General features: G+C 33.4%; 2 protein-coding genes. One reads left to right on the top strand and one right to left on the bottom strand.

The genetic code is table 11. The features are described 5' to 3' along the window. Positions 1 to 76: 76 nt before the first annotated feature. The gene (locus KPC_RS19520) at positions 77 to 847 is read right to left on the bottom strand and encodes a 3-hydroxyacyl-CoA dehydrogenase (protein WP_121975965.1); all 771 of its coding nucleotides are present in this window, start codon (positions 845 to 847) and stop codon (positions 77 to 79) included. A gap of 453 nt (positions 848 to 1300) precedes the next feature. Between KPC_RS19520 and KPC_RS19515 the strand changes: the two genes are divergently transcribed. Beyond that, positions 1301 to 1654, top strand: coding sequence for a hypothetical protein (locus KPC_RS19515; RefSeq protein WP_121975964.1), 354 nt, complete (start codon positions 1301 to 1303; stop codon positions 1652 to 1654). The last annotated feature ends 89 nt before the right edge of the window (positions 1655 to 1743 follow it).

Below are 1743 nucleotides of genomic sequence, written 5' to 3'. Positions count from 1 at the left end.
GATCAATATTGATCACATGAGATTTCATTTACCTTAAAACTTACTTTTATATAGTTACATTATTATATACTGCTACTTACTTTGGCTGCATCCGAATAGCGCCATCCAAACGAATAACCTCTCCATTTAAATAGGCATTTGCAAAAATGTGTCCGACTAGATGTGCAAACTCCTCAGGTTTTGCTAAACGTGGTGGAAAAGGTACCATTGCGCCTAATGCATCCTGAACCTTTTCAGGTAAACCTTTGAGCATAGGCGTTTCCATAATCCCAGGTGCGATGGTCATAACACGTATTGCATGCTGAGCCAACTCACGTGCCAACGGTAAAGTCATGGCTACAACTGCTCCCTTAGATGCAGAATAAGCAGTTTGCCCAATTTGCCCGTCAAATGCTGCAACTGAAGCAGTATTAATAATCACACCTCGTTCTTCTTCCCCAGCCTTTAACTCATATTTAGAAATTAAATCAGCAGCATAGCGAAGCATATTAAATGTCCCAGTTACATTAATATTCAGAACTTTTTGAAACGTTGCTAAATCATGAATACCATTTTTTCCCAAGATTTTTGCCGATGGACCTATTCCGGCACAGTTAACCAGACCATTAAGTTGTCCATACTTCTGTTCAATATTTTGGTAAAAGTGCTGTACTTTAGTCTCATCTGTCACATCTAACTGTACAAACTCAGATAAATCACCTAAACGTTTTTGCATTTCTATGCCTAGTTCATGGTTCATATCAACCATGATTACCCTTCCACCTTGCCCAACAATATGCGTTGCAGTTGCTGCACCTAATCCTGAAGCACCACCAGTGATAACAAAAACTTTTCCTTTAATATTCATTTTACTTTCCTAAGATTTTAAATTTACAGGTTCAAAAACCGTTCACCAAGATTAATCCGGGTCTGATTTAAGTACAATTTCTTAATGTTGCATCTTACATGATGCATTTTGACAATTTTAAAATATACTCAACTAAAGTGTGCAAATCGGATTAACGACAAAATTTGTAGTCTTTTTATATTACGTATTTAACTTATAAATAGATTAAAATAGATTTCAAGGCATATCTAATATCAATTTAAAAGTGACCTAGTAGTCACACCTTACAAAAACCAAAGTATTCAATTGTTTTACATGATTATTTTTAAAGAATAGAGTTTAAAATTTAAATACATTCCATTTCAAACACATTGCTTTTTATTGCAATTTAGGTTATTTTTTATCCAGATAAAAGCATATTTTATGCTTAAAGAATTTTATATTCTTCTCCTATGTCACCTTAAAGGTTTCGCTATGTTTAAGATGATTGATGTTCTAGATCAAACTCTAGTCCAAAATTTTCGTTATTCCCTTTCAACTCCATCTAAACAATTTGATGAACTGTTAAATCAAGGTATTCTCAATGCATCAGACTCGATGTTGACAGAAGCTATTTCTTATTTTTTTAGTAATAATGACATCCTTGATATTGCTGAAGCACTCGATATAGATGTAAATCATATTTACGACCTGCAACGAGGAATTAAGCTTAAAACTCAAGAAAATTTAGCAGATACGGCTAAAATAGTTACCTTATGTTTGGCTTTGGAAACCAATTCACTTGATGAAGTCGATATTGCGGATAGCTTGCAAGACTATCCTATGTAATTGAAAAATTTCTCTAAAATTAAAGCGGCATTATCAATGCTGCTTTAATTTTTTCACCAAATATTTTTCCAAATAAAACATAAATATAG

It is taken from the genome of Acinetobacter stercoris, from assembly GCF_900323515.1.
Taxonomy (GTDB): Bacteria; Pseudomonadota; Gammaproteobacteria; order Pseudomonadales; family Moraxellaceae; genus Acinetobacter; species Acinetobacter stercoris.
This window is presented reverse-complemented; position numbering and strand designations above follow the sequence as displayed.

Excerpts from the sequence above, each read along its gene's own strand:
- KPC_RS19520 (WP_121975965.1), bottom strand. The coding sequence starts at position 847 with ATGAATATTAAAGGAAAAGTTTTTGTTATCACTGGTGGTGCTTCAGGA.
- KPC_RS19515 (WP_121975964.1), top strand. The coding sequence starts at position 1,301 with ATGTTTAAGATGATTGATGTTCTAGATCAAACTCTAGTCCAAAATTTT.